General features: G+C 34.1%; 24 protein-coding genes and 1 tRNA gene. 11 read left to right on the top strand and 14 right to left on the bottom strand.

Going from position 1 to position 25,768, the window contains the following annotated elements:
- Positions 1–53: 53 nt before the first annotated feature.
- Entirely contained in the window at positions 54–1,178 is a 1,125-nt protein-coding gene (ald, locus tag OLM57_RS00230) for an alanine dehydrogenase (RefSeq protein WP_264565240.1), read from the bottom strand.
- Positions 1,179–1,380: 202 nt separating this feature from the next.
- On the opposite strand from ald, the gene OLM57_RS00225 reads away from it, so the two are divergent.
- The gene (locus OLM57_RS00225) at positions 1,381–1,839 is read left to right on the top strand and encodes an Lrp/AsnC family transcriptional regulator (protein WP_264565239.1); all 459 of its coding nucleotides are present in this window, start codon (positions 1,381–1,383) and stop codon (positions 1,837–1,839) included.
- A 250-nt stretch (positions 1,840–2,089) separates the two neighbouring features.
- On the opposite strand, the gene OLM57_RS00220 is transcribed toward OLM57_RS00225, so the two are convergent.
- Positions 2,090–3,529 carry a glyceraldehyde-3-phosphate dehydrogenase gene (locus OLM57_RS00220; protein WP_413614332.1) on the bottom strand — a complete coding sequence of 480 codons (1,440 nt, stop codon included), beginning with the start codon at positions 3,527–3,529 and terminating at the stop codon, positions 2,090–2,092.
- Between the two features lie 164 nt (positions 3,530–3,693).
- The gene (locus OLM57_RS00215) at positions 3,694–5,094 is read right to left on the bottom strand and encodes a trypsin-like peptidase domain-containing protein (protein WP_264565238.1); all 1,401 of its coding nucleotides are present in this window, start codon (positions 5,092–5,094) and stop codon (positions 3,694–3,696) included.
- 140 nt (positions 5,095–5,234) lie between these two features.
- Between OLM57_RS00215 and dapF the strand changes: the two genes are divergently transcribed.
- The 4 genes from dapF (at position 5,235) to OLM57_RS00195 (ending at position 8,871) form a co-directional block, all read left to right on the top strand.
- A complete protein-coding gene (gene dapF / locus OLM57_RS00210; RefSeq protein ID WP_264565237.1) occupies positions 5,235–6,017 on the top strand; it encodes a diaminopimelate epimerase in 783 nt (260 codons plus the stop codon).
- Between the two features lie 42 nt (positions 6,018–6,059).
- Complete coding sequence (locus OLM57_RS00205) at positions 6,060–6,608, top strand: GNAT family N-acetyltransferase (RefSeq protein WP_264565236.1); 549 nt, start codon at positions 6,060–6,062, stop codon at positions 6,606–6,608.
- Between the two features lie 23 nt (positions 6,609–6,631).
- On the top strand, positions 6,632–7,672 hold the full coding sequence (mltG, locus tag OLM57_RS00200) for an endolytic transglycosylase MltG (RefSeq protein ID WP_264565235.1): 1,041 nt from the start codon (positions 6,632–6,634) through the stop codon (positions 7,670–7,672).
- A gap of 563 nt (positions 7,673–8,235) precedes the next feature.
- The gene (locus OLM57_RS00195; protein WP_264565234.1) at positions 8,236–8,871 is read left to right on the top strand and encodes a peptidoglycan-binding protein LysM; all 636 of its coding nucleotides are present in this window, start codon (positions 8,236–8,238) and stop codon (positions 8,869–8,871) included.
- Between the two features lie 163 nt (positions 8,872–9,034).
- On the opposite strand, the gene OLM57_RS00190 is transcribed toward OLM57_RS00195, so the two are convergent.
- The 6 genes from OLM57_RS00190 to OLM57_RS00165 form a co-directional block, all read right to left on the bottom strand.
- Positions 9,035–9,724: a hypothetical protein gene (locus OLM57_RS00190; RefSeq protein ID WP_264565233.1), complete on the bottom strand. Its 690-nt coding sequence runs from the start codon at positions 9,722–9,724 to the stop codon at positions 9,035–9,037.
- Between the two features lie 297 nt (positions 9,725–10,021).
- Entirely contained in the window at positions 10,022–12,151 is a 2,130-nt protein-coding gene (scpA, locus tag OLM57_RS00185) for a methylmalonyl-CoA mutase (protein ID WP_264565232.1), read from the bottom strand.
- A gap of 81 nt (positions 12,152–12,232) precedes the next feature.
- Positions 12,233–13,597, bottom strand: a complete 1,365-nt coding sequence (locus OLM57_RS00180; protein WP_264565231.1) for a methylmalonyl-CoA mutase subunit beta — start codon at positions 13,595–13,597, stop codon at positions 12,233–12,235.
- Positions 13,598–13,635: 38 nt separating this feature from the next.
- Positions 13,636–13,959, bottom strand: a complete 324-nt coding sequence (locus OLM57_RS00175) for an FtsB family cell division protein (protein ID WP_264565230.1) — start codon at positions 13,957–13,959, stop codon at positions 13,636–13,638.
- A gap of 128 nt (positions 13,960–14,087) precedes the next feature.
- A complete protein-coding gene (udk, locus tag OLM57_RS00170) occupies positions 14,088–14,696 on the bottom strand; it encodes a uridine kinase (protein ID WP_264565229.1) in 609 nt (202 codons plus the stop codon).
- Between the two features lie 128 nt (positions 14,697–14,824).
- Positions 14,825–14,902: transfer RNA gene (locus OLM57_RS00165), tRNA-Pro, on the bottom strand.
- Positions 14,903–15,053: 151 nt separating this feature from the next.
- Here OLM57_RS00165 and trxB point away from each other — a divergent pair.
- Positions 15,054–16,001, top strand: coding sequence for a thioredoxin-disulfide reductase (gene trxB, locus OLM57_RS00160; protein WP_264565228.1), 948 nt, complete (start codon positions 15,054–15,056; stop codon positions 15,999–16,001).
- An 83-nt stretch (positions 16,002–16,084) separates the two neighbouring features.
- Here the strand turns inward: trxB and OLM57_RS00155 are convergent, their stop codons facing one another.
- The 5 genes from OLM57_RS00155 to OLM57_RS00135 all read right to left on the bottom strand — a co-directional run bounded on the left by OLM57_RS00155 (position 16,085) and on the right by OLM57_RS00135 (position 20,368).
- Positions 16,085–16,918: a DUF2807 domain-containing protein gene (locus OLM57_RS00155; protein WP_264565227.1), complete on the bottom strand. Its 834-nt coding sequence runs from the start codon at positions 16,916–16,918 to the stop codon at positions 16,085–16,087.
- A gap of 90 nt (positions 16,919–17,008) precedes the next feature.
- Positions 17,009–17,749, bottom strand: a complete 741-nt coding sequence (locus OLM57_RS00150) for a head GIN domain-containing protein (protein ID WP_264565226.1) — start codon at positions 17,747–17,749, stop codon at positions 17,009–17,011.
- 2 nt (positions 17,750–17,751) lie between these two features.
- A complete protein-coding gene (locus OLM57_RS00145) occupies positions 17,752–19,479 on the bottom strand; it encodes a PspC domain-containing protein (protein WP_264565225.1) in 1,728 nt (575 codons plus the stop codon).
- A gap of 5 nt (positions 19,480–19,484) precedes the next feature.
- The gene (locus OLM57_RS00140; RefSeq protein WP_035640831.1) at positions 19,485–19,814 is read right to left on the bottom strand and encodes a PadR family transcriptional regulator; all 330 of its coding nucleotides are present in this window, start codon (positions 19,812–19,814) and stop codon (positions 19,485–19,487) included.
- Between the two features lie 98 nt (positions 19,815–19,912).
- Positions 19,913–20,368, bottom strand: coding sequence for a DUF4870 domain-containing protein (locus OLM57_RS00135; protein ID WP_264565224.1), 456 nt, complete (start codon positions 20,366–20,368; stop codon positions 19,913–19,915).
- Positions 20,369–20,719: 351 nt separating this feature from the next.
- Here OLM57_RS00135 and OLM57_RS00130 point away from each other — a divergent pair, with 351 nt between their 5' ends.
- The 5 genes from OLM57_RS00130 to OLM57_RS00110 all read left to right on the top strand — a co-directional run bounded on the left by OLM57_RS00130 (position 20,720) and on the right by OLM57_RS00110 (position 25,767).
- Positions 20,720–21,172, top strand: coding sequence for a DUF4442 domain-containing protein (locus OLM57_RS00130; RefSeq protein ID WP_264565223.1), 453 nt, complete (start codon positions 20,720–20,722; stop codon positions 21,170–21,172).
- A gap of 366 nt (positions 21,173–21,538) precedes the next feature.
- Positions 21,539–22,114, top strand: a complete 576-nt coding sequence (locus OLM57_RS00125; protein ID WP_264565222.1) for a nucleotide exchange factor GrpE — start codon at positions 21,539–21,541, stop codon at positions 22,112–22,114.
- Between the two features lie 136 nt (positions 22,115–22,250).
- Complete coding sequence (gene dnaJ / locus OLM57_RS00120) at positions 22,251–23,360, top strand: molecular chaperone DnaJ (RefSeq protein WP_264565221.1); 1,110 nt, start codon at positions 22,251–22,253, stop codon at positions 23,358–23,360.
- Positions 23,361–23,479: 119 nt separating this feature from the next.
- Entirely contained in the window at positions 23,480–24,400 is a 921-nt protein-coding gene (locus OLM57_RS00115) for an ABC transporter ATP-binding protein (RefSeq protein ID WP_264565220.1), read from the top strand.
- Between the two features lie 50 nt (positions 24,401–24,450).
- Positions 24,451–25,767: an ABC transporter permease gene (locus tag OLM57_RS00110; protein WP_264565219.1), complete on the top strand. Its 1,317-nt coding sequence runs from the start codon at positions 24,451–24,453 to the stop codon at positions 25,765–25,767.
- Position 25,768: the final 1 nt, after the last annotated feature.

Raw genomic sequence — 25,768 nt, 5'->3', positions numbered from 1 at the left:
CGACAAGTAGAAACAAGTCGGGTTTTTCTAGTGTAGTAAGCACTTATTTAATATTAGCAAACAGCGTTTTCTAATACTAACTCTTCATTAAAAGGAAGGTTCCAAGCTTCGGCTACTCCTTTGTAAAGGATTTTTCCGTTAGCAATGTTTAATCCTTTTTTTAATTCTTCGTTTTCAGCACACGCTTTTTGCCATCCTTTGTTTGCCAATTGTACAGCATAAGGTAAAGTGGCATTTGTAAGCGCTAATGTTGAAGTATAAGGTACTGCACCTGGCATATTAGCCACGCAGTAATGTACGATATCGTCAATGATGAAAGTTGGATTCTCGTGAGTTGTAGGAGTACAAGTTTCGATACAACCTCCTTGGTCAACTGCTACGTCAACAAGAACAGTTCCCGGACGCATTAATTTTAGCATATCACGAGTAATCAAGTGAGGTGCTTTTGCTCCTGGAATTAATACTGCACCAATAATTAAATCAGTGTCCAAAATTGCTTTTCTGATGTTATAGTTGTTAGACATTTGAGTCATAACGTTAGCTGGCATAATATCGTCTAATTGGCGTAAACGTGGTAAACTTACATCCATAATAGTGACTTGAGCTCCTAAACCGGCAGCCATTTTTGCTGCTTGAGTTCCTACGATTCCACCACCAAGTACTAATACTTTAGCAGGAGGAACACCTGGAACACCTCCAAGAAGAATTCCTCTTCCTTTTAATGGTTTTTCTAAGTATTTTGCACCTTCTTGAATAGACATACGACCTGCTACTTCAGACATTGGAACTAATAATGGTAAGCTACGGTCTATTTTTTCAACAGTTTCGTATGCCAAGCAGATAGCTTGACGCTCAATCATTGCATGAGTTAATGGCTCTGATGATGCAAAGTGAAAGTATGTGAAAAGTAATTGGTCCTTTTTTATCAAAGGATATTCTGAAGCAATTGGCTCTTTTACTTTGATAATCATTTCGGCAATGCTGTATACCTCCTCAATAGTAGGCAAGATTATAGCACCGGCTGCAGCATATTCTTCGTCAGCAAAACCGCTTCCTTCACCTGCAGTTGCTTGAACATAAACACTATGACCGTTATTTTTCATCTCAGCAACACCTGCTGGAGTTAGAGCAACACGATTTTCGTTATTCTTAATTTCTTTTGGTACACCGATTATCATAACAGTTGTATTTAGTGGTTAATTCAAAATTGAAATACAAATTTAGGGGATAAAGAAAAATTTTATGCATTGTGATTAAAAATAAGAAAATATTAATTTTATTAACTAATTTAGCATTAATTATTTCTTTATTTAGTTCGTTATTTGTTTCTAAAAAGAAAAATTATCTGATTATTTTAAGTTTAATGAATCCCTGTATACTATGATTTTAGACGAAACCGACAGAAAAATATTGCGTCTTCTGCAAGAAGATGCTCATTTGACATTGAAAGACATTTCAAATCGAATAAATCTTTCGCTAACACCTGTTCATGACAGAGTGAAACGTCTTGAAAAAGAGGGTATTATAGAGAAGTATGTCTCTATTTTAAATAAAAAAAAGCTAGGAAAAAACCTTACAGTTTATTGTCAGGTGACATTGGTGAAGCAAACTTTTGATATTTCGGATAGTTTCAATCAGGCGATACTGAATTTACCCGAAGTGGTAGAGTGCAATTTTGTTTCGGGAAGTTTTGATTATATGCTCAAAATTGTATTGCCCGATATGGAAAGTTACCATCATTTTCATCAAATGAAATTGTCGATTTTGCCTGAGGTGTCTTTGATAAATAGTTTTTTTATTATTTCGGAAGTGAAGAGTACGACGGTTTTACCTATTTAAATTTTTCGAGTTATACATATCTAAAAATTAACCGCAAAGTACACAAAGAATACCGCAAAGTTCGCAAAGCTTTGCTTACATTGGGCTCTCCTTAGCGAACTTTGCGGTTAATCATTTTTTTACCTAAAAATAAAAAATCCGCCTCGTTTTACAACTTGGCGGATTTCTGTTAAATTCAGGCTGGGGCGATTTTATTATCTAAAAAACTAAAATTAAAACTAAAAGAGCTTTCCCAACCTGTAAATGAATGCTAGTAGTACGTAAAACGTCTTACTTTGGCAATGTATTTGGCAAGTCGAATCACTTGGTGACTATACCCGTATTCGTTGTCGTACCAAATATAAAGCACTATATTTTTTCCATCTTTGGAAACGATTGTTGCATTGCTGTCATAAATTGAAGGAGCCGAAGTTCCCACTATGTCGGAAGATACCAATTCGTTATTCAATGAATATTTGATTTGTTCTACCAGTTCGCCTTCGAGTGCGTATTTTTTCATGATTGCGTTGATAGCTTCTACCGAAGTTTCTTTGGTTACTTCAAGATTTAATACAACCAATGAACCATTTGGAACCGGAACACGAATGGCATTTGAAGTTAATTTGCCTTCCAAGGACGGCAATGCTTTGGCAACTGCAGTACCTGCGCCAGTTTCTGTGATGACCATGTTTAGTGCAGCAGCTCTACCACGACGGTATTTATTGTGCATATTATCAACCAAATTTTGGTCGTTTGTATAAGCGTGAATGGTTTCTAAATGTCCTTTTACTACTCCCAAAGTGTCTTCAATCGCTTTTAGGATCGGAGTAATCGCATTGGTGGTGCAAGAAGCAGCAGAGAAAATGTCGATTTCGTCCGGGTTGTACTCGTTTTGATTCACACCATGAACGATATTTGGAACTCCTTTTCCTGGAGCGGTAAGCAATACTTTATCGACTCCCTTTGAAACTAAATGACGGCTCAAAGCTTCTTTGGTAGTGAAAGCACCAGTATTGTCGATTACGAGTGCATTATTGATGCCGTATTTAGTATAGTCAATTTCCTCAGGAGTGTTTGCTGTTATGATATGAACAGTAGTGCCGTTGATGATTAAAGCATTGTTTTTTGTATCGGCAACGACAGAACCTTGAAAATCGCCATGAATGGAGTCATAACGCAATAAAGAAGCCCTTTTTTCCAGGCTTGTAGCATCGTTTTTGTCTCTTGTAACGATTGCTCTCAAACGCATTTGCTCTCCTTTGCCTGTTTTGGACATTAACTCTCTAGCTAATAAACGTCCTATACGACCAAAACCATACAACACAACATCTTTGGGTTGGATTTCTTCAGAGAATTTGGTTTCTTTTAATTTATCTAAAACAAAATGCCTTGCATCTGGGTATTTTTCATCCTCTAATCGATATTCATAAGTAAGTTTTCCAATATCTAATTTTGCTGGTGGTAAGTCTAAAGAAAGAATGATATTGGCAATTTCAACTGAATCTGAAACCGAAATGGGTTTTCCTACAAATTTGCCTGCATATTCGTGTAAGTTGATAATTTCGCTTACGTTTCGGTCAATTAATTGGTTGCGGAACAAAACCAATTCGATTGATTTGTCGTACCATAAATCACTGATCGTTTTGATTAATTCTACTCCTGAACGTCTTCTGTCGGCTTGAAACGAAACCTCTTTTTCGTATAAATCCATGTTATTTATTTTGAAAATTTGAAATGTAAATTAATGCGTTTTTTTAAAATTTGGTGCAAAAGTACCTATTTCAATCGATTTCGTAACTTTTTTTATGATTTTTTTAGAATAAAAAAAGTCGACTTACAATTGCAAGCCGACTATAAATTTATTGATTTAACGTTTTAGATAATGATTCGAATGACTTCTCCGTTTTTATTTATCATTTCGATACGGGTACTTTGTTTTTCGTCTTTATTATTCAAAAGTTTAGAAACAGTTTCCACATTGGTAGCTTTGACATTGTCAATGCTTAAAATGATATTTCCGGTAAGTTCGTCACTATATTGTGCCAAGTTTTCATTTGTAATCGATTTGATTTTTACGCCATAATCCAATCTGAATTTCTTTTTGTCAGCGGCATCAATATTTTCAATTTCGATTCCTTTGAATTCGCTATTGAAATTTTCATTTTTACTCAATACAACAGGAGTAACCAACGTTTTTCCATCTCGTAAATAAGTAACCTGAATTTTATCATTTGGTCTTTTGGTGTTTACATAACCCGAAAGGTCTGCAAAAGTGGCAATATCTTGATTGTCCAATTTGATAATGATATCTCCTTTTTGCAATTTTGCTTTTTCGGCACCAGAGTTTTTGGTTACTTTGTTAATGTAGAAACCTTGTGTTTGTGAAATACCCAATTCTTTTGATGCAGTTCCGTTTAGCTCACCACCTTCAACTCCAAGAATTCCTCTTTGTACATTTCCAAATTCCATGATATCCTCGATAATTTTTCGAGCATTATTGGAAGGAATGGCAAAAGAGTATCCTACGTAAGAGCCTGTCATGGATGAAATCATAGTGTTGATACCAATTAATTCTCCGCGAGTGTTTACCAATGCGCCTCCACTGTTTCCAGGGTTTACGGCAGCATCAGTTTGAATGAAAGACTGAATGCCTCGAGTGTCTAGGTTTCTGGCTTTTGCCGAAACAATTCCAGCTGTAACGGTCGACGTCAAGTTATAAGGATTTCCAACGGCCAGTACCCATTCACCCACTTTAACCGAATCGGAATTGGCAAAAGTAGAATAAGGTAATTTTTCGTCTGCATCAATTTTTAATAAAGCAATATCCATTTTAGAATCGGTTCCAATGAGTTTTGCTTTATACGTTTTTTTGTTGTTTAGCGTGATTTCAATATCAGAAGCGTCTTTTACTACGTGATTGTTGGTGACGATATAGCCATCCTCAGAAATAATTACGCCCGATCCTGTTCCAACTTGCTCTTGTTGTTGCTGTCCACCATAGCCATAAAAGTATTCCATTATAGGATTGGAAATAGTTCTTACCGATACATTTTTTACGTGAACTACAGTATGAACGGTTTTATCTGCGGCAACCGTAAAATCAATGTTTTCGGCTCCTAAAGAAACTGATCTTCCGTAGGATTCTGGAGCAAGTGTTGTAATTCCGTTTTTGTTGGATGAAAAATAACCATTGTTGTCAAATAATAATTTGTACGCGCCAAGGGTCGTTGCGCCACTCAACAAGGATACCAAGAATAATTTTGAAATTTGTTTCATAAGAAAAAAATGTTTTATTAGTTATTTGATTACGAATTTAGCGGAAATTTTTTTTCAAGCAATATGGTTTAACGCTCTTTAACAATGATTAACAATTCATTAATAGTTTGTACTTTTGTGTGACTTAAAAGAATGAAATAATGCAATTAGAATTTTATAAATATCAAGGGGCTGGAAATGATTTTGTTATGATTGACAATCGTTCTAGTTTTTTTCCAAAAGAGAATACGGAATTGATTGAACATCTTTGTGATAGACGTTTCGGAATTGGTGGCGACGGGCTTATTTTGTTGGAAAATGATACCGAAACTGATTTTAGGATGGTGTATTACAACTCCGATGGAAATCAAAGTTCAATGTGTGGAAATGGAGGGCGTTGTTTGGTGGCTTTCGCCAAAGATCTAAAAGTGATTGAAGATAAAACTACATTCATTGCAACCGATGGTTTGCATCACGCTTCATTCGAAGATAATGAATTGGTTTCTTTACAGATGATTGATGTTCCTGCTATAGATATTAAAAAAGAGTATTCGTTCTTGAATACAGGTTCTCCGCATCATGTGCAAATGGTAGAAGATCTAGAGCATTATAATGTAAAAGAAAATGGTTCTGCCATTCGTTTTGGTGAATTATATGGAGCGGCAGGAAGTAATATTAATTTCGTAAAAAAAATAGACGACAACACTTTTAGACTTCGAACTTACGAAAGAGGAGTAGAGGATGAAACTTTGGCTTGCGGAACTGGGGCTACAGCGGTTGCAATTGCCATGAATGCAACTGGACAAACCAATGCCACAGCTATTAATGTGAATGTTGAAGGTGGAAAATTAGTAGTTTCTTTTGATAAAACACCAAACGGTTTTACCAATGTTTTCTTGAAAGGTCCTGCTGAATTTGTGTTTAAAGGGGTAATTGAGATTTAAGATAAAACGTAAATTATTAATTTCACAACTCAAAACTCTTCAATGAAAACATTAAAAGGCGATAACATTTACATCCGAGCACTTGAACCCAATGATTTGGAGTTTATTTATGCTATAGAAAATGATCAAAGTATTTGGGAGGTAAGCAACACTCATACACCTTATAGTCGGTTTTTGGTGAAGCAGTATTTAGAAAATGCCCATCAGGATATTTATGAGGCCAAGCAATTGCGACTGGCTATTTGTCAAGATCAGGATTTTCCCGCTTTGGGATTAATTGATTTGTTTGATTTTGACCCTAAGAACAATAGAGCAGGCGTGGGGATAGTAATTCAAGGAACAGAGAACAGAAATCAGAACATTGGGTCAGAAGCATTAGACTTATTGATTCAATATGCTTTTTATAATCTTAACTTACATCAATTATACGCAAATATTGGAACCGAAAATACCGCTAGTATCGCTCTTTTTACTAAATTTGGTTTCCAAAAAATAGGCGTAAAAAAAGATTGGACTTTTGTCAATGGAGTTTACAAGGACGAAGCTATTTTTCAACTAATTAATAATCACACGAGCGACAGCGAACTGTAGCAGTAATTTTAAATTTTTATATTTTGAATCTAAAAAAAATAGTATCATTAGTATCTGTAGCATTAATATCAGTATTAATCATTTACGGGTTTGTTTTGATGTATCAAATTTTTAGTGGTAACACAAAATTTGCAGAAAAGGAGTTGTATGTTTATGTACCAACTGGGTCCAATTATGAGGATGTAAAAAAAATAATTGCTCCTTATGTCGAGGATATGGGACGTTTTGAAATGGTAGCTGGAAAAACAAGCTATCCTGAAAATGTAAAAGCTGGGAGGTTTTTGTTTAAAAAAGGAATGAACAGTTATGATTTGGTTAAAACAATGCGGATTAATGATCCGGTAAGTTTGGCTTTTAACAATCAGGAACGTTTGGAAAATTTTGCTGGTCGAGTGGGTTCGCAAATTGAACCGGACAGTTTAGAATTATTGAATACGTTTAAAGATTCTGTATTTTTGAAAGAAAACGGATTTACAGAGGATAATGTTTTGGTTATGTTTATTCCGAATACTTATGATATTTATTGGAATATTTCAGCGGAGAAATTCCGAGACAAAATGATTAAAGAGTATCATAAATTTTGGAACAAAGAAAGAACTGCTAAAGCTGCAGCACAAGGTCTAACGCCAATTCAAGCAACAATTTTGGCTTCGATAGTGCATAAAGAGTCAGTTAAGAAAGACGAAAGACCAAGAATTGCAGGGGTTTATTTGAATCGAATGAGACTTGAAATGCCATTGCAAGCTGACCCAACGGTTATTTTTGCAATGAAAAAGAAATCGAATGATTTTAATCAAGTTATAAAAAGAGTTTTTTATAATGATTTGATAATGAAACATCCTTATAATACCTATATGAATATTGGGCTTCCTCCAGGGCCAATTGCAATGCCTGATATTACGGCACTTGAGGCGGTTTTAAATCCGGAAAAGAACAACTACATTTATTTTTGTGCGAGTGTTGACCGTTTTGGGTATCACGAATTTGCGGCTACTTTGCCTGAGCATAATATTAATGCCAAAAAATATTCGGATTGGATTAATAGTCAAGGCGTACAACGTTAAGATTTTTATCAGTAATAAAGAATGTTTTTATAAAAGCTTCAAAATTGTTTAATAACAGTTTTGGAGCTTTTTTATATTGAATTTGCCCATAAATGATGTTTTGAAAACGTAATTGCATAAGGGATGGAAATGGCATCTCCCGATTTAGAAAAACAAGGCTTTTTTGCCGTAGTTTTTGTTAATCGGGAATACAATGGACAGCCCGACCCGCAGGGATATGCCCAAAAAAAACAAATGTCGATTATTAAATTTCTATGTTTTTATTTCAAACGTTATCGCAAAATGTGGAATTTGTAATCATTTGAGTGTTATTTTGCTTTTTCTAGACGTTTTTTCTTTTTTTAAACAAGAATAAGCTTATAAATTTAAGTCAATTATTTTGAGTTTTTTCAATCTTTCTGTTTTATTTTCAAAACTAGAACGCTCGCATAACGAGTGACTTATGAACCATAAATTTAAAAAGTTGATAAGTTTAAAGGCTTGATTTTCAGCTTTATTTTTTAAGTTGTATCTTTGCGCATAGAAATTTCTTAACGGGACAGCGTTTTGAAGAAAACCTAAATATGATAAAAAAATGGTATTTTTACACTGGTTTGATTGTTGTTGTAGCATTTTTGAGCTACGGTTTTAAACCCTCCAAATTAGAATCTACCCCATGGTTTCTAATTAATGAAACAGATGATACATCCTACTTATTACCATCTTTAAATGTGAACGATTATACCAATTCTGAGATTCCCTATACTGGAAATTTCTTTATCGGATATAAAGAAGCAATCGGCTTCAAAGAGTCACAGGGAAAATACAAAAAAATTAATTCACTAGGCTATTTAGGAAAATACCAATTTGGTATAGAAACATTAAAAACTATTGGAGTTCACAATAGTAGTACTTTCTTAAACAGCCCTAGAATGCAAGAAAAAGCATTTATTGCCCTTTTGTCTAAAAACAAATGGGAGCTAAGAAATGTTATCGAAAAGTACGAAGGAACTGTAATGAACGGAACATTGATTACAGAGTCTGGAATTTTGGCAGCAGCACACCTTGCTGGTGTAGGATCCGTTAAAAAGTATTTTCGGTACAAAGGGAAAAGGTATTTTAAAGACGCTTATGGAACTTCGTTGAGAAGTTATCTGAAAAGATTTGGAGGATTCGACACTTCCTTTATCGTTGCAGATAGTACAGCAAGTGTTATTTAATTTATTTTTACACTTTTAAATAAAAAAGTCCAATTGAATAGTACTATTCGATTGGACTTTTTTTATTAATGTCTTTGTTTAGTTTTATTAAAGTAAAAACACCAATCTTACGATTGATGTTTTTATAAATTATTCAGTTAAATAAATCTTGAGAAACTATTTTTTATTTACTTAATTGGAAAACTAATCCTCCTCCTAATGAAAATTGGTAAACAGTAGAATAGCTGCTTACTGTTGCTCCACCTCCGCCAGTTCCAAAGTATAATCCTCCACCAAATGTTTGTGAAGTCGATAATAACTGTGCTTGCATTTTGATACCTACTTTGTTAGATACCCAAACAATTCCTCCTGCTTTTACTCCCCAAGCAAATTTTGTAATTGTTTGATCATTATAAGTGTAATTTGAAGAGGGGTTCGGGTTATTGATATCTACAATGTTCATACCAATACTTAAACCACCAAAACCTTCAAATTTAGAACCCGCTTGTCTAAAGTATTTATTTCCACCAATCATGATATAATTCATTTGTACATCATAGTTTACTTTGGCAGTAGTTAATGGATAATAGTAGGTAGTTGGAGCTGTAGTAGTTTGTCCGATATAAGAAAGCTCCACGCCAGTATGATCACCTACAATGTATTCTAAACCACCACCATATTGTAAACCATCTTGTAATTGCCCAGAGTAGTTCCCATTACTGTAATAAGAATCGAAACTGTCTTTAAACGCATAGGAACCGTAAATATTTAATCTTACATCTGTACCACTATTTCTTGAAGTGAATTGTTGGCTGTAAATTGCTGAAGTTGAAAGCAAAAGTAGTGCAATCAATGATTTAGTAAAGTTTTTCATTTTTGTTTTGTTTGTTTTGTTTGTTTTGTTTGTTTTGAAAGTAGTTTTTTTATTGCTTTCAAAGATATTGAAAAAAAATAATTTCGGTTATTATTAACAATTTGTTTTTTGTTAAATTTAAAGGACATATTTTGACTTATTCTATTGGTTTTAGGTATCTAATTCAGATTTTTTAAAAGTATTTTTTTAGTGCTAAATATCAAAACAATAGAATCAAATTTGAGAGACTAAATGCGTTATTTTAAAAATAGAATTGATAAAAAAAAACACCAATTTTTGAATTGGTGTTTTATGCTTTCAATCTTCTATTAAAATTTCTAAAATCTTGATGGCTGCTTCACTTATTTTTGTTCCTGGACCAAAAACAGCTACCGCTCCGGCGTCAAATAAAAATTGATAATCTTGAGCGGGTATGACACCACCAACAATTACCATAATATCTTCTCTTCCGTATTTTTTGAGTTCTTCAATTACCTGGGGAACCAATGTTTTGTGACCCGCTGCCAATGAAGAAACGCCTAAAATGTGCACGTCATTTTCGACTGCTTGTTTGGCAGCTTCTGCAGGTGTTTGAAAAAGTGGACCAATATCTACATCAAAACCAACATCGGCATAACCAGTTGCTACTACTTTGGCACCACGGTCATGACCGTCTTGTCCCATTTTGGCAATCATAATTCTAGGGCGACGACCTTCTTGTTTGGCGAAGGTATCGGCTAGTTGTTTTGCTTTTTCAAAACTTTTGTCGTCTTTTATTTCTTTACTATACACGCCACTAAAAGATTTAATTTGTGCTTTGTATCTTCCAAATACCGTTTCTAAAGCGTCGCTGATTTCGCCCAATGTACAGCGATTTCTAGCGGCTTCTACAGCGATTTCCAGTAAGTTTTCTTCTCCTGTTTGCGCACAAAGAGTTAGTCTTTGGAGCGAATTTTTAACTTTATCTGCATCTCGAGTTGCTTTAATTCGGTCTAATTGTTCGAGTTGTTGTTTGCGTACCATTTGGTTGTCTACATCCAAAATTTGTAGTGGGTCTTCTTTTTCCAGACGGTACTTGTTGACACCTACAATGACGTCCTGGTTGCTGTCTATTCGCGCTTGTTTTCGCGCTGCAGCTTCTTCTATTCTAATTTTCGGCAATCCAGTCTCAATGGCTTTGGTCATACCACCCAGTTCTTCAACTTCTTCGATGAGTTTCCAAGCTTTTTCGACAATTTCGTTAGTTAGGCTTTCAATATAATAACTGCCAGCCCATGGATCTACTGTTTTGGTAATTTTGGTTTCTTCCTGTAAAAAAATTTGAGTATTTCGGGCAATTCTGGCCGAAAAGTCAGTAGGTAATGCAATAGCTTCATCTAAGGCATTGGTATGCAATGATTGTGTGCCTCCAAAAGCCGCCGCCGCCGCTTCAATACAGGTACGAGCCACATTGTTAAACGGATCTTGTTCGGTTAGACTCCAACCCGATGTTTGGCAATGCGTTCTTAATGCTAGAGATTTTTCGTCTTTTGGGTTGAATTGTTTGACCAGTTTTGCCCAAATCATTCTTCCGGCTCTCAATTTGGCAATCTCCATGAAATGATTCATCCCGATGGCCCAGAAAAAGGATAGGCGAGGAGCGAAATCATCTATTTTCATGCCGGTCGCCAGTCCTGTTCGAATGTATTCCAATCCATCTGCAAGAGTGTAGGCCAATTCAATATCTGCAGTTGCCCCAGCTTCCTGCATGTGATAGCCTGAAATAGAAATGGAATTGAATTTTGGCATTTTATTACTGGTAAATTCAAAAATATCGGCGATAATTTTCATCGATGGAGTAGGCGGGTAGATATACGTATTCCGCACCATAAACTCCTTCAGGATATCATTTTGGATAGTACCGGAAAGTTGCTCCGGTTTTACCCCTTGTTCTTCGGCAGCAACGATATAAAAAGCCATAATAGGTAAAACGGCACCGTTCATAGTCATAGAAACCGACATTTCGTCAAGCGGAATCTGATCGAATAATACCTTCATATCTTCGACAGAGTCTATTGCAACTCCTGCTTTTCCTACATCGCCTACTACACGTTCGTGATCCGAATCATATCCTCGATGCGTAGGCAAATCGAATGCAATAGATAATCCTTTTTGACCCGCAGCCAGATTTCTTCTGTAAAAAGCATTGCTTTCTTCTGCTGTCGAGAATCCTGCATATTGGCGTATTGTCCATGGTCTGCGCACATACATAGTAGCATACGGACCACGTAAATTGGGTGCAAAACCCGCTCCAAAATCAAGATGTTCGATTGACTCGATATCTTTTTCTGAGTAGGTTTTGTGAATTTCAATTCCTTCAGCAGTCAAGAAGTTTTCAGACTGCAGTTTCTGGTCTGCTGTCTGAAAATCTTTTTTAAGTGTTATATGTTGTAAATCTTTTCTTTTCATCTTTTTTTTAACCTTTAATCTCTTTAGTTACTGGACCAAATTGATTTTTATTTTTTTTCGACACCTTATCGCTGTATTTGATTATTCAGCTGAAAGACGTTCCTGTTCTATCTTTTCTGCCAGTCGTTTTTCGATTATGGGAGTAATCAATGTTTTTCTGGGTTTTATTTTTACAAAAGGGAACAATTCTAAATCTTGCTTCATCTTGTCATTTTTGTTAGGATATTTATTAGTACCCAACAAGGTTTCTTTTCCGGAATCGAATAAAGCCTGTTCAGAATCAGCGCTTTCCTGGATTTTTCTTTTTATTATCCCTTCATTCAGTTGCTTTAGAAAACCACCGTTGGCTTCAATATCTTTAAAAAGAAGTAAGGCTTTGTCTGCCAATTGATTGGTTAGATTTTCAATATAATAACTGCCATCGGCCGGATTATCTACTTTGTCAAAATAACTTTCTTCTTTAAGAATCAACAATTGGTTTCGGGCAATTCTATCTCCAAATTCATTGTCTTTATGGTATAATGCATCATAGGGTAAATTGGCAATGGCATCGGCTCCGCCTAGTATTGCACTCATACATTCGGTTGTTGTACGAAGCATATTTACATTATAATCGTAGATGGTTTTGTTGCGTTTTGTTGGAGTTATCAGTAAATGACAGTCCAGATTGTGATTGTATTCTTTGGCTATACTGTTAAAAAGTATTCTAAAAGCGCGCAGTTTTGCAATTTCAAAAAAGTAATTTCCTCCCACAGAAATTTGAAAAACAATGGGCTGGTTTATAGAGGAGATTCGGTTGAAGTATTCATTGGCATGAGCCAAGCTATAAGCGATTTGCTGTACTATATTTGCCCCCGCATTTTGATATAAACCACCGTTAACACTTATTAGAGAAATAGAAGAAGTTTCTTTTGTGAGTTTTTCTAATGTTTCAAAATTATTTTTTTCTTGAGTTTGAAACCAATTTCCATCTTTGGCCAATTGACCTATTGGGTCTAAAAGACAATAAATAATTGCATTTTTTTCTTTTGCAATGGTATCAATTTTTTTAACGAAATCGATTGATAAAAAATTGAAATGAAAATAAACTGTAATTTTTTCTAAAGGTATTTTCTCTAATAGTTTTACAATGTTTACACTTTCATCGGGAATAGTAAAACGAAGACTTTCGGTACCACGATTTAAGGCATCTAAAGCTTTTACTATTGATTTTTCTATATCAAAAACAAAGATATTTTGGCAAATTTTAAATTCGGAAGCCTTTGTAGAAATAGGATGCGTTTTTGCAATGTCTTCTTTGTCATAAAATGGTTTTATTTTGATGTCTTCGGGAGAATTCCAAATAAGAGTTTCATTATAATCGGCTCCTTTGAGTTCAAATTGAATTTTTTGCTTCCATTGTTTTGCGGAAACCGGGCTGAAATCGTCGAATAGGGTTTTAGCCATTTTGGATTGGAATTAGTGTTGAATGTAAAATGGAGCGATTATTTTTTTTGAACGGTATCGCCTTCAAATTCTATGATGTAAATGTCTTCACTATCTTTTTTCATATAGTATTTTTCTCGAGCATACTTTTCTATTTGTTCAGGGTTTTTCAACTGCTTGATATTTTCTTCATCTTTTTTAATTTCCCCTTGATAATATGCTGCATTTTCTTCGAGTTCATCAATTTGTTTGTTGAGAAAACGGTGCTCAAAATAGGAATAATTGTCTAGAAATAACATCCAGGTCAAGAAAGCCAATAACACCCAAACGTATTTATTGCTTAAAAATTTAAACCAGGGTTTTTCTTTATAGGGATTTTTCATTGGTATTGATTTTTGACTTCCAATATAAATGGGAAAGCACTTTTTTATTGTAACTTATTTAATTTCAAACTACTGTGACCGAAAAACTAAATGTTTGATTTTTATTTTGGTATAAAATTACAATAAAATTACAAAATACGTTGATTAATTACGGCACGAACTACATCTATAGCGACGGTATTGAATTTGTCGTTTGGGATTATGATATCGGCAAAAGCTTTTGTGGGTTCAATGAATTGTTCATGCATTGGTTTCAGGGTATTTTGGTAGCGGTTTAATACTTCATTCATGTCACGACCACGTTCGGCAATGTCTCTTTTTAATCGACGTATTAAACGCTCGTCTGAATCGGCATGGACGTATATTTTTACATCAAAAAGATCTCTTAGTTCTGGATTGGCGAGGATTAAAATACCTTCTACAATCATTACTTTGCGGGGATGGGTAAAAATAGTATCATCTGTTCGGTTGTGTGTTACGAAAGAATATACAGGTTGGTTGATGTTATTTCCCGCCTTTAGTTCTTTGAGATGAGTAACCAATAAATCAAAATCTATAGCACGTGGATGGTCAAAATTAATTAAGGCTCTTTCGTCAAAAGACATGTTGTGGTTTTCTTTGTAATAAGAGTCTTGCGAGATAATCCCAACTTCGGTATCTGGTAACTCATTCATAATCTGATGTACCACGGTTGTTTTTCCCGATCCTGTTCCTCCTGCAATTCCTAGTATTAACATAAAATAGATTTATTGTGATTTATGGTGTAAAAATAGGGATTTAGGGATATTTAATTTCTTTTTTTGCATTATAATTGAATGATAATATTTTTTCGCACAAAAAAAGCCGAACATTGCTGTTCGGCTTTTGGTCGGGGTGGCAGGATTCGAACCTGCGGCCTCCTGCTCCCAAAGCAGGCGCGATAACCGAGCTACGCTACACCCCGTAAATCGAGTGCAAATATAAGGTTTATTTCTGCTTTTCAAAGCGATTTGGTAAAATAAATAAAATTTATTTCTTCATTAGTTTTTTGGATTTATAACAGTGTGAATTTTTTATAATAAAGAGTACATTTGTATCTCAAAAAAATAAAAAACATGTCAGATACAATAGAAAAAATCAAATGCCTTATTATAGGTTCTGGTCCAGCAGGTTATACTGCGGCCATATATGCAGCCAGAGCCAATATGAATCCTGTTTTATATCAAGGAATGCAGCCAGGTGGTCAATTGACTACCACAAACGAAGTTGAAAATTTCCCGGGTTATGTAGATGGAGTTACTGGTCCAGAAATGATGGTGCAGTTGCAAAGTCAAGCGCAACGTTTTGGTGCCGATATCCGTGATGGTTGGGCTACTAAAGTAGATTTTTCAGGAGACATTCACAAAGTTTGGATCAACGATACTGTTGAATTGCATTGTGAAACTGTGATTATTTCTACAGGAGCTTCGGCTAAATATTTGAATATTGCATCTGAACAACATTATCTAAAAATGGGCGGTGGAGTTTCTGCTTGTGCTGTTTGCGACGGATTCTTTTATAGAAATCAAGAAGTAGTTATTGTTGGAGCAGGGGATTCCGCTTGTGAAGAAGCACATTATTTGTCAAAATTATGTTCAAAAGTAACAATGCTTGTTCGTAGCGAAAAGTTTAGAGCTTCAAAAATTATGGAAGAACGCGTTCGCAAAACCGAAAATATTGCCATTTTGATGAATCACGATACCGTTGATGTTTTGGGAGATGAGCAAGTGGTTACGGGTGTAAAAGCCAAAAACAAAACTACTGGTGAAGTATTTGATATTCCGGCTACTGGTTTTTTCGTTGCGATTGGGCATCAACCCAACACCGAAATTTTCAAAGAATATTTAACTCTTGACGAAACAGGTTATATTGTAAATACACCAGGAACGTCCAAAACAAATGTAAACGGAGTATTTGTTGCTGGAGATGCTGCAGATCACGTGTATCGTCAAGCCATCACGGCTGCCGGTACAGGTTGTATGGCCGCTCTGGATGCCGAAAGATATTTGGCTTCTAAAGATTAATTTTTTTTTTAAAATAATAGTAAAGTCCCAATTTTTTTAGATTGGGACTTTTTTTTGGAAAAAAATAATTGGTCGTTTTGAAATTACTTCAATTTTTTTATCAGTTGGGCTTCGCCTAAAAATTTACGAACTTCAATTTTTGGTGTTCCAATGATGTTGATTTTTGAAGTGTCGGTAGCATCAACAACAAGAGTTGTATCGGCCATTATATTGCAAACCGCATTGCTTTCTGTGGTTACATCTGCATTTTTAATGGTAAATTTAACTCCGGTAAATACTGTATTATTATCTAATCTGATAATTGCGTTGGTGGCATCTCCTTCAATAGTTGCTGTTGCTTTTTGGTACAAATCGAAGGCAAGATCTGTCGTAGAAATTAATGCTTTGATTTGTGCATTTTTACTTAATTGCACTTTTGCTTTCTCGGATTTCAAATTGAGTTCAGTTTTTGATTTATCATCAGACAGCAAAGTAAAATTTTTCGAATTAACATTCAAATATAATTTTGCAAAATCAAATGACGAAAAGGTAATGTCGTCAAGCTGTATGCTTTCGATTGCGTTTATTATTGAGGCATTTTTTGCAATAACGGTTTTTAAATCATCGGTATATTTTACTCTTACAATTAGTTTTTTGAAACCGGTTGCTTCTTTTGAAGTATAAATACGAAGCGCTTTTTCTTTTAGGTCGAAAGAAATGATTTCATGTAAGTTATCATCGGCTTCGATTTTTATTTCGTTTTTTGGACCTTTTTCCAAGTAAACGGTTAGATTATCATCTATTTCTAAGGTATTGAAATCGCCAATTTCTTTCGGTTTTTCCAGAACTGTTTTTGATCCTTTTATTTTTTCTTTATTTTGGGCAATTGCCATTGTAGTTGTCAGTAGGAATAATGCAAGTACGTGGGATATTTTCATTTTGTTTTTTTTTAATTTGGGGTTTGTACAAATATAAAAAAATCACCCATTTTTGATGGATGATTTTTAAAATATTTAAGAATTATACTTTTAGATTTGATTAATACTTCCTCCAGAATTTTCCTCTTTTTGAATTGATTTTGGAACGTTATTGTAGTTAATGTTTCCTCCACTTGAAGCTTCTGCTTTTAGACTCACAATAGGATGAACAGCTATTGATCCGCCGCTTGAGGAATCGGCTGTCACATCATTGGCAAGTAAATCGTTTGTGTCAACTATACTTCCGCTAGAGGCTGATGTTTCCAAATTTATGGCTTTTCCCATTAGTGTGATGTTACTTGCACTACTGGATTCGCTTTGAATTGTTTCAAATTCTAGGGCTATTTTAATGGTCGCCGCACTAGATGCTGATAAAGTGATATGATCTCCTTTTAGCGTATTTCTGCTTTTTATTGATGCAGCAGATGATGCTTCCAATCCATCAATTACGGGCATTTTAACAGTAACTTTTTTTGATTTGATGTTAATAAAGTTATTGATTTTACAAGCAATTACCAGAACTCCATTTTCGACCGTTGTAGTGATTTCTTTTTGTAAATTGTCATCGGCCTCTACTGTGATTTCTGTTGTATTAGATTGTTCTACAACTAAATCTATGGCATTACTGACTTCTACACTTTTAAAATCGCCTTGTACAACTCTTTTTTCGGTAGTAACATTTCCGCTTCCTGTGATCGAATTCATACCTCCAATATGATTACAGGAACCGAATAATAATGCTGTTAATGCAACTATAATAAATTTCGTGATTAATGTGATAACTTTTATCATGACTATTCCGTTTTAATAATTATACCATCTTTGTTGATTTTCAATTCTTTGAATTTCTTTTTGCTTTTTACAGTTGTATCACTTTCAACAGTAACTCCATTTTCATTGATAGTTACGTTAGTCTCATTATCATCATCATCAACATCATTGTATTCGTTTTCATCTGCTGGGCAATCCAAGCATTTTACTTTTGATTCTTCCACTTTGTAAGTGTAATTATCAGAACTATAATGTAAGTTGAAGAATTCATCATTCGATCTGTCATAGTTTTCTACGCTAGAATCCGTTTTAAACAAAGTGCCTTCTGGTAAATACAACGTAATTTCGATTTCTTGATCACGGAATTTATTTTTCAAATCGGTGATTAAATAATTATCTAATATCAATTGATTTCCTATTACTTTGTACCCGTAACGAATAGCTTCAGATCTTTTTTTCGCTTCAGACAATGATTTTCCTTTGGATTCTTTTTCGATTTGAAGATACGCATATTTTTCTTCCGATTTTTCGATTTTAATGCTTACTTCATTCGAATAAATAATATCGTTGTTTAGTGAATCTTGCGTAATCATGAAGTCATTTCGGTCATTTACATTTTTAGCAAAATAATCATTGTGTTTGAACTTGATAAAAAGAGTGTCAGTTGGTTTAAGATTGATGATTTCTTTTTGAATTGTTCTGCCATTTACTGCAAATGCTGTTGCTTGTTTAATTCCAATTGAGATAGCAAGAGAAAGTGCGATTAACCAAAGAGCTAAAAGCGTGTATTTTGCAATATTCCCAATTGATCGCATGTTGGGTGCTAGTAATTTGAAACCTAACAAAGTCATGAAAAAGAATGGAATTCCAACAGCGATAAACATTAATAAACCAAATGACCAAACAGGATAATCTGTAAAATTACCGGCTTCTACAAAACTTTGCCAAGGAAAATTCATCGAAACACTCGTTCCTAATGTGAACACTCCTATCAATAGCATGAAAAGAACGACGAATCCTGAAACAATTAAAACAATACCTAAAAATTTTGCAAATATTTTGAAAATAGTAATTATTAGATCTCCAAAAGAACTTCCTATTTTTTCTGCACCTGTTTTTATTTGATTGCCAAATTTATCGTAATCAGCATTTTTTATTTTGCCTGAAACATTATCAAATTCTTCACGCACCTTTTTCTCAATGTTCGAAATGGTTACAGGTTCGCCAGTCATTTCTAATTTTTCAGAGGTTGTAATGGCTTCTGGAGTAACAACCCAAAGAATGATATAAGCCAAAATACCAGTTCCAAATCCAGCAAAAACAAATATCAAGAACATGATTTTTAACCAAACCGCGTCTATTCCAAAATAATGTCCCAAACCGGTAGCAACACCACCAATCATTCCGTTTTCTTTGTCACGATACAGTTTTTTTGTACTTCTAGGTGCTGCGTAGTCTCTGTTGTTTGCAGTATTTGGTCCATCTTCTTCAATGATGTAATCTTCGGGCTGGCCCATTACAGCAATCACTTCGTCTACTTCTCTTATTGTAACAACATGCTTGTCTGATTGTTGTTTCTCAGTCAGTAATTCTGAAACACGCATTTCAATATCTTTGATGATTTCTTCTTGTCCAGAGGATTTTGATAACGATCGTTTTATAGCATCAAAATAGCGAGTCAGTTTTTGATATGCATCTTCGTCAATATGGAAGAACATTCCGCCTAGGTTTATATTTACAGTTTTGTTCATGACTATTATTTTTGGTTTGTTATTAAGTTTACGGCATCAGACAATTCTGTCCAGGTGCCATCTAGTTCTTTTAAAAAAGTTTGGCCTATTTCGGTAAGTCCGTAGTATTTTCTAGGCGGACCCGATGTAGATTCTTCCCAACGGTAATTGAGCAGACCGTCGTTTTTTAATCGGGTTAATAGTGGATAAATGGTTCCCTCTACAACCAATAATTTAGCGTTTTTCAAAGTGTCTAATATTTCTGAGGTGTAAGCATCTTTTTCTTTTAATACTGATAAGATGCAAAACTCGAGAACACCTTTACGCATCTGGGCTTTTGTGTTTTCAATGTTCATAATTTTTTAATTTGAGTTGATTTGTTGATGAAACAGTTCATTTTTTGATTGATGATTGATTATTATTTTGTGATATTATATTTTAGTGCGCCGTTTTCTTATTTTAGAAAAGTTATTGTCAGGGGATAACTGTATTCTTCGCCATTAGATGCTTTGATTGAAGCATAAATGACTAAAAAGAATTCGGCTACTTTCATGCAAGCAAAAGCAAAAAGCGCTAATGCCGCTACTGTCAAAATTCCAACATTATTTCCAAAATCAAAATTTTCAAAAACAACATCATTGTTGTTTACAAAATCTGCAAAAGAAATATTCTTCAATACGGTATAGAGAAAAATAGGAATGGCAATCAAGGCAAATACCAAGGAGTAAATCAAAATACTCAATTGAAAATTTAGTGCTTGTTTCCCATTATGATCTACAAATTCTGATTGATCTTTCTTAGACGTCCAAATAATTATTGGAAATATATAATTCCCAAACGGAATAATATACTGACTAAAAGTACTTAAGTGAGTAAATGCGGCTGTGTTTCTTTCGGATGAAGTTTCCATTTTTTTTGGTTTTTTTTAGATTTCGATTTTTTGATTGATGATTGTTAAATTACTATTTTGTTCCCTGCCTAGTAATTTCTTATGCAAATATATGTCCAAAGAAGAGTATCTTGTATCGCATAGTAGTAAATGTTAACATAATATTAACAAAAACAACAATAAAAGTAAGATAATATCTATATTAGGTGTTGTTTGCCTAGTTTTTTATGAATGACGTTTGCAATTATTTTTGACATACATTGGATGTTTATATTTGTGGATGACTATTATGATTGCAGAAGAATAGTTATTTTTCTCTATTTTATATGTACGCATAGTATTTTTTGTATTTTAGCCAAAAAAAGAAATCACATGAAATTAACCGTATCAAAATTGAATCGATTTATATTTTTCAAATTACCGTCGGCATTTATATGTGGTGTTCGGGTAAAGTACATTGACAAAGACAAATGTATTGTTACGGTAAAACACCGTTGGATTAACCAGAACCCTTTTAATTCGATGTATTTTGCGGTTCAGGCAATGGCAGCAGAAATGACAACAGGCGCTATGGTAATTGATAAAATCCAGAACAGCGGAAAAAAAATATCGATGTTGGTTGCCAATAATAAGTCTAATTTTTCTAAAAAAGCTACTGGTCGAATCACTTTTGTATGCGAAGATGGGCATTTGATTGAAGAAGCAATTCAGAAAACAATTGAAAATGGTGAGGGGCAAACATTCTGGATGAAATCGATTGGTACTAATGAAAGTGGAGTGCAAGTTTCTGAAATGGATTTTGAATGGAGTGTTCGATTGAAATAGACTTTCGCAGCAAAGCAAAAAAAAGCTTCGTAGTAAATACGAAGCTTTTTTTAATATAAGGCAATGATGAATTAATAATTATATAGAAACCAACCTTAAATTTCGCGATTTTCGAGTTGTATTCCTTTGGGGTTGAATAAAAATCTGGAACAAAAATAAGTAAACTATAACGTAATAGTCATAAAATTTTATTAAATTTTATGACTTAATCGATTAATATTGTTCACACAACAAACAATAATTTGTTTGCATCAAGTGGAAATACGAATAATATTAAAAGTAATGCCAAATTAAAAAAGTGTGACAATTTGACATTTTTTAATTTTTGGCAGTACTTTTGCAATCCATAGTAAAGAATAAAAAAAGATGTTTAAGAATTTTTTTAAAAATAAAAGTAATATGACTACAGAAAATACAGAATTCGATCAAGAAATAGATGACGCAACATTAGAGAATAATGCAAATGGGGAGCAACTTATTATTGAAGAATTAAGTGTTGAAGAACAATTAACTCAAGACTTAGCCAAAGAAAAAGATAAGTTTTTAAGGTTATTTGCTGAATTTGAAAATTACAAAAGAAGAACTACGAAAGAAAGAATAGAATTGTTCAAAACCGCCAATCAAGAAGTTTTATTAGCAATGCTTCCTGTTTTAGACGATTTTGATAGAGCTATGGTTGAAATCAATAAATCGGAAGATGAGTTGTTGGCAAAAGGTGTAGAATTAATTCATGAAAAACTAAAAAGCACTTTAGTTTCTAAAGGATTAGAGCAAGTTGATGTGAAAGCAGGAGACGCATTTGATGCTGATTTTGCCGAAGCAATTACTCAAATTCCTGCAGCTTCAGAAAAGATGAAAGGGAAAATAGTTGATGTTCTTGAAAAAGGATATAAACTTGGTGATAAAATTATTCGTTTTCCAAAAGTAGTTATTGGGAACTAAAAAAGTAAAATTTTTGCTTTAAAACTCCAAAAGAAATAGAATGTTGTAATAAACAATGTTTTGATTTTTTTTAATTGAAAATTGGAATTTAAAAGTATTGGATTTTGTTTTTAATTTTTTAGAATTTATTTGAATTATGAAAAAAGATTTTTACGAAATATTGGGTATTTCAAAAGGCGCAGATGCTGCTGAAATAAAAAAAGCATACAGAAAAAGTGCATTGAAGTACCATCCTGACAAGAATCCTGGCGACAAAGAGGCAGAAGAAAAATTCAAGTTGGCTGCCGAAGCATATGAAGTATTGAGTGATCCTGCCAAAAAAGCAAAATACGATCAATACGGACATCAAGCATTTGATGGTTCTGGCGGATTTGGCGGTGGTGGTCATGGAGGAATGAATATGGATGACATCTTCAGTCAGTTTGGCGATATTTTTGGAAGCGGTTTTGGTGGATTTGGCGGAGGCGGAGGTCCTCGTCGCGTAAAAGGAAGCAATTTGCGTATTAAAGTAAAATTGACTCTAGAGGAAATCGCCAATGGTGTAGAGAAAAAAGTAAAAGTTAAACGTAAAGTTCAAGCGCAGGGTGTGTCGTATAAAACCTGTTCTACTTGTAATGGGCAAGGGCAAGTAATGCGAGTGACCAATACAATTTTGGGTAGAATGCAATCAGCTTCAACCTGCCCTACTTGTGGAGGTTCAGGTCAAATTTTAGACAAAAAACCAAACAATGCCGATTCTCAGGGAATGGTAGTAGAAGATGAAACCGTTTCTATAAAAATTCCGGCAGGTGTAGTAGATGGAATGCAGCTTAAAGTTTCTGGAAAAGGTAATGATGCCCCAGGAAATAGCGTTCCTGGTGATTTGATTGTTGTTATCGAAGAAATAGAACATGAATTTTTGAAACGTGAAGGAGAAAATCTTCATTATGATTTATACATCAGTTTTGCCGAAGCGGTTCTTGGTATCTCAAAAGACATTGATGCTGTAAACGGAAAAGTAAGAATCAAATTGGAAGAAGGTATTCAATCTGGAAAAATTCTAAGATTAAAAGGAAAAGGAATTCCAAGTATTAATGGATATGGCAGCGGAGATTTACTAGTACATGTAAATGTCTGGACACCAAAAACATTAAACAAAGAGCAAAAACAATTTTTTGAAAATGCTCTGACAGATGATAACTTTATCCCAAGCCCAGAGAAATCTGATAAATCATTTTTTGAGAAAGTAAAAGATATGTTTTCTTAAGATTTATATAAAATTAGAATACAAACCCATCCTTTATTCGTTAAGGATGGGTTTTTTAATGCATTATAAGAGAAATTCGTTTCGAAATTATTTACTTTTACAACAATTTAAAAAGCAGCATGAGCAATATTCTTGAAGTAAATAAAGTCGTAAAGCGTTATGGTGATTATGTGGCGCTGAACGAAGTTTCATTAACTGTACCCAAAGGCAGTATATACGGACTTTTAGGTCCAAATGGAGCAGGGAAGACGTCTCTTATCCGAATCATAAATCAAATAACAATGCCAGACAGTGGCGAAATTATTCTGGATGGAGAAAAACTGCAACCCAAACATGTGCAATATATAGGATACCTTCCTGAAGAAAGAGGATTGTACACGACCATGAAGGTGGGGGAACAATGTTTGTATTTGGCTCAAATGAAAGGACTTTCAAAAGCCGAAGCCAAAAAACAACTCGAATATTGGTTTGATAGATTGGATATTAAAGGCTGGTGGGATAAGAAAATACAAGAGTTATCTAAAGGAATGGCACAGAAAATTCAATTTGTCGTTTGTGTTTTACATAAGCCCAAATTATTGATTTTTGACGAGCCTTTTTCTGGTTTTGATCCTGTAAATGCCAATGTGATTAAAGATCAAATTCTGGCTTTGCGGGAAGAAGGAGCTACAATTATATTTTCGACACACAGAATGGAAAGCGTAGAGGAATTATGTGATCATATTGCATTAATTCATAAATCGAATAAGTTAATAGAAGGGAAACTAATTGATGTAAAAAGACAATTCAAGGCCAATAGTTTTGAAGTTGGCATTTTGTCTGACAATGTTGAAGGTTTAATGTTTGATCTTACACAGAAATTTATTGTTGGTCAGGCCAATTTTAAATCTATTAATGACGAAATAAAACTAGAAATTCAGATTGGGAATGCTACCCCAAATGAGTTGTTAAATGTCCTTACACAACGAGGACAAGTGACTCATTTTGTCGAAAAAATTCCAAGTGTAAACGATATTTTTATTCAAACTGTAACAGATTAAATTTTAAACTAAAAATTCGAAATCTAAACTCCAAAATCTAAAATTTAAAAATGAGTATAATTTCATTAATCATAAAAAGAGAGTTTATTGCCAAAGTTCGCAATAAGTCATTTATTGTCATGACTTTTTTAAGTCCGTTGTTATTTGTGGCAATAGCTGGATTTGTTGGGTATTTAAGCTCGATGAAAGCGGAGACTAAACGTATCGCTATTCATGACGAATCGGGTTTGTTTGTTCATGAATTTATGGCAGAGAATAAAAAAAACGGTGAATATAAATACCTGGATTTGTCAATCATTGACATGAAGTTTCTCAGAGACAGTATCACCAAAGAAAACTACGAAGGATTACTTTATATCCCCAAAACGTCCAATAATAAAGAGTTGGAAAATAAAATTCAATTCATATCAAATAATAGTCCAAGTATTATTTTTATAGAAAAGACACAAGGAATTATTGCCGATAAACTCACCAAACAAAATCTTGAAAGTGCTCATTTGGACACTTTAGCCATTAAAAATGCAAATGCAAGTGTCAATATAAGTCTGTCAAAAGCAACTGGTGAAGAAAGTATAAAAGGTTTAAACGAAATTAAAATCGCAATTGGTGGAGCTTTTGGTTACCTTATCATGATGTTTATTATTATTTATGGTAATATGGTTATGCGGTCAGTGATTGAAGAGAAAACCAATCGTATCGTTGAGATTATTATTTCATCTGTAAAACCATTTCAATTGATGATGGGTAAAATAATTGGAACGTCATTGGCTGGGTTGCTTCAATTTATTATTTGGGCCATTATAGGTTTGTCATTGATGTTTGCTGCTTCGGCGTTTTTTGGTGTAAATGTTGGGCCAACTGCCAGAGTTTCGCCCGAAATGATGCATGCTGCTCAACACGAATTTTCGGGAACCGCACAATTGTATATCAAAGAAATTTGGAATTTGCCCATTGCCAGCATTTTAATCTGTTTTATAATTTATTTTACAGGAGGTTATTTCCTGTATAGCTCTTTTTATGCAGCAATTGGCGCTGCTGTTGACAATCAAACCGATTCTCAACAATTTCTTTTGCCTATCATTATGCCTTTGATGCTGAGTGTTTATATCGGATTTTTTACAGTTATTAATGACCCACATGGTACTATCGCGATTGTTTTTTCAATGATTCCGCTTACGTCACCAATAGTGATGCTTATGCGAATTCCTTTTGGAGTACCATGGTGGCAAATCGCAATTTCAGTATCTTTGTTGTTTGCAACTTTTTTTGGAGTGGTTTGGTTTGCAGCCAAGATTTATCGCGTTGGGATTTTGATGTATGGAAAAAAACCAAGTTGGAAAGAATTGTACAAATGGTTAAAATATTAAA

This window comes from Flavobacterium sp. N3904, assembly GCF_025947305.1.
Lineage (GTDB): Bacteria > Bacteroidota > Bacteroidia > Flavobacteriales > Flavobacteriaceae > Flavobacterium.
This window is presented reverse-complemented; position numbering and strand designations above follow the sequence as displayed.

What these genes read in the sequence shown, in the direction of transcription:
- udk (WP_264565229.1), bottom strand. Translation starts at nt 14,696, where the DNA reads ATGTTAATACTAGGAATTGCAGGAGGAACAGGATCGGGAAAAACAACC.
- ald (WP_264565240.1), bottom strand. Translation starts at nt 1,178, where the DNA reads ATGATAATCGGTGTACCAAAAGAAATTAAGAATAACGAAAATCGTGTT.
- dnaJ (WP_264565221.1), top strand. Translation starts at nt 22,251, where the DNA reads ATGAAAAAAGATTTTTACGAAATATTGGGTATTTCAAAAGGCGCAGAT.
- OLM57_RS00190 (WP_264565233.1), bottom strand. Translation starts at nt 9,724, where the DNA reads ATGAAAAACTTTACTAAATCATTGATTGCACTACTTTTGCTTTCAACT.
- OLM57_RS00215 (WP_264565238.1), bottom strand. Translation starts at nt 5,094, where the DNA reads ATGAAACAAATTTCAAAATTATTCTTGGTATCCTTGTTGAGTGGCGCA.
- trxB (WP_264565228.1), top strand. Translation starts at nt 15,054, where the DNA reads ATGTCAGATACAATAGAAAAAATCAAATGCCTTATTATAGGTTCTGGT.
- OLM57_RS00155 (WP_264565227.1), bottom strand. Translation starts at nt 16,918, where the DNA reads ATGAAAATATCCCACGTACTTGCATTATTCCTACTGACAACTACAATG.
- OLM57_RS00225 (WP_264565239.1), top strand. Translation starts at nt 1,381, where the DNA reads ATGATTTTAGACGAAACCGACAGAAAAATATTGCGTCTTCTGCAAGAA.
- OLM57_RS00180 (WP_264565231.1), bottom strand. Translation starts at nt 13,597, where the DNA reads ATGGCTAAAACCCTATTCGACGATTTCAGCCCGGTTTCCGCAAAACAA.
- OLM57_RS00150 (WP_264565226.1), bottom strand. Translation starts at nt 17,749, where the DNA reads ATGATAAAAGTTATCACATTAATCACGAAATTTATTATAGTTGCATTA.
- OLM57_RS00220 (WP_413614332.1), bottom strand. Translation starts at nt 3,529, where the DNA reads ATGGATTTATACGAAAAAGAGGTTTCGTTTCAAGCCGACAGAAGACGT.
- OLM57_RS00195 (WP_264565234.1), top strand. Translation starts at nt 8,236, where the DNA reads ATGATAAAAAAATGGTATTTTTACACTGGTTTGATTGTTGTTGTAGCA.
- OLM57_RS00115 (WP_264565220.1), top strand. Translation starts at nt 23,480, where the DNA reads ATGAGCAATATTCTTGAAGTAAATAAAGTCGTAAAGCGTTATGGTGAT.
- OLM57_RS00205 (WP_264565236.1), top strand. Translation starts at nt 6,060, where the DNA reads ATGAAAACATTAAAAGGCGATAACATTTACATCCGAGCACTTGAACCC.
- OLM57_RS00145 (WP_264565225.1), bottom strand. Translation starts at nt 19,479, where the DNA reads ATGAACAAAACTGTAAATATAAACCTAGGCGGAATGTTCTTCCATATT.
- OLM57_RS00140 (WP_035640831.1), bottom strand. Translation starts at nt 19,814, where the DNA reads ATGAACATTGAAAACACAAAAGCCCAGATGCGTAAAGGTGTTCTCGAG.
- OLM57_RS00125 (WP_264565222.1), top strand. Translation starts at nt 21,539, where the DNA reads ATGTTTAAGAATTTTTTTAAAAATAAAAGTAATATGACTACAGAAAAT.
- dapF (WP_264565237.1), top strand. Translation starts at nt 5,235, where the DNA reads ATGCAATTAGAATTTTATAAATATCAAGGGGCTGGAAATGATTTTGTT.
- OLM57_RS00175 (WP_264565230.1), bottom strand. Translation starts at nt 13,959, where the DNA reads ATGAAAAATCCCTATAAAGAAAAACCCTGGTTTAAATTTTTAAGCAAT.
- OLM57_RS00130 (WP_264565223.1), top strand. Translation starts at nt 20,720, where the DNA reads ATGAAATTAACCGTATCAAAATTGAATCGATTTATATTTTTCAAATTA.
- OLM57_RS00110 (WP_264565219.1), top strand. Translation starts at nt 24,451, where the DNA reads ATGAGTATAATTTCATTAATCATAAAAAGAGAGTTTATTGCCAAAGTT.
- scpA (WP_264565232.1), bottom strand. Translation starts at nt 12,151, where the DNA reads ATGAAAAGAAAAGATTTACAACATATAACACTTAAAAAAGATTTTCAG.
- OLM57_RS00135 (WP_264565224.1), bottom strand. Translation starts at nt 20,368, where the DNA reads ATGGAAACTTCATCCGAAAGAAACACAGCCGCATTTACTCACTTAAGT.